The following is a 1,881-nucleotide window of genomic DNA, read 5'->3' as shown; positions in this document are numbered from 1 at the left end:
TTACAAAAACAACCGTAGGTGTACCACAATTGTCCGCTTCATCAGTAACGACAGTAATATCTGGCGTAGGTGCAGCACATTGTGCTGTGATCGGTGCTGGGTTGCTTGCTGTTGGATCGGTTGTATCGTTAATGGTGATTGTCTGAGTCACATTGATGCTGTTTCCAGCAGCATCGGTCACACTATAGGTTCTGGTGATCACTTCCGGATTGCTGTTCCCATCACTAACATCACTGACAAAAGCTACTGTAGGAGTACCACAGTTATCCGCTTCATCGGTAACCACAGTAATATCTGGCGTGGGTGCAGCACATTGTGCTGTGATCGGTGATGGATTACTTGCTGTGGGATCGGTAGTATCGTTAATGGTGATCGTTTGAGTCACATTGATGCTGTTTCCAGCAGCATCGGTCACACTATAGGTTCTGGTGATTACTTCGGGATTGCTGTTGCCATCACTTACATCACTTACAAAAGCTACCGTTGGTGTACCACAATTGTCTGCTTCATCGGTAACGACCGTGATATCTGGCGTAGGTGCAGCACATTGTGCCGTGATCGGTACTGGATTACTCGCTGTTGGATCGGTGGTATCGTTAATCGTGATCGTTTGAGTCACATTGATGCTATTTCCTGCAGCGTCGGTAACACTATAGGTTCTGGTGATCACTTCTGGATTGCTGTTCCCATCACTAACATCACTGACAAAAGCTACTGTTGGCGTACCACAGTTATCCGCTTCATCAGTAACGACAGTAATATCTGGCGTAGGTGCAGCACATTGTGCCGTGATAGGCGCTGGATTACTCGCTGTAGGATCTGTAGTATCGTTGATCGTGATTGTTTGAGTCACATTGATACTGTTTCCAGCAGCATCAGTCACACTATAGGTTCGAGTAATCACTTCCGGATTGCTGTTCCCATCACTTACATCACTGACAAAAGCTACCGTAGGTGTACCACAGTTATCCGCTTCATCAGTAACGACGGTAATATCTGGCGTAGGTGCAGCACATTGTGCCGTGATCGGTGCTGGATTACTTGCTGTTGGATCGGTAGTATCGTTAATGGTAATCGTTTGAGTCACATTGATGCTGTTTCCAGCAGCGTCGGTCACACTATAGGTTCTGGTGACGACTTCCGGATTGCTATTACCATCGCTTACATCACTGACAAAAGCAACCGTTGGTGTACCACAGTTATCGGCCTCATCAGTAACAACGGTAACATCTGGAGTTGGTGCAGTACATTGAGCACTGATTGGTGCTGGATTACTCGCTGTAGGATCGGTGGTATCGTTAATGGTGATCGTCTGCGTCACATTGATACTGTTTCCAGCAGCGTCGGTCACACTATAGGTTCTAGTGATCACTTCCGGATTGCTGTTGCCATCACTGACATCACTTACAAAAGCAACCGTTGGCGTACCACAGTTATCTGCTTCATCAGTAACTACGGTAATATCTGGCGTAGGTGCAGCACATTGTGCCGTGATCGGTGCTGGATTACTTGCTGTAGGATCCGTAGTATCGTTAATGGTGATCGTTTGAGTCACATTGATGCTATTACCAGCTGCATCCGTCACACTATAGGTTCTGGTAATCACTTCCGGATTGCTGTTGCCATCACTTACATCACTTACAAAAGCAACCGTAGGCGTACCACAGTTATCTGCTTCATCAGTAACGACTGTAATATCTGGCGTAGGTGCAGCACACTGTGCTGTGATCGGTGCTGGATTACTCGCTGTTGGATCGGTGGTATCGTTAATGGTGATCGTTTGCGTCACGTTGATGCTGTTTCCTGCGGCATCTGTAACACTATAGGTTCTGGTGATCACTTCTGGATTGCTATTCCCATCGCTTACATCACTGACAAATG

1 pseudogene is annotated in these 1,881 nt (G+C 46.7%); it reads right to left on the bottom strand.

Going from position 1 to position 1,881, the window contains the following annotated elements:
* Positions 1–1,881: pseudogene (locus tag ACXAGJ_RS24565) on the bottom strand (gliding motility-associated C-terminal domain-containing protein); the annotation flags it as partial.

The sequence above is a fragment of the Aquimarina sp. AWH4_224 genome (genome assembly GCF_056160245.1).
Note: the sequence above shows the minus strand (reverse complement) of the source record. Positions and strands in the feature narration are given on the sequence as shown.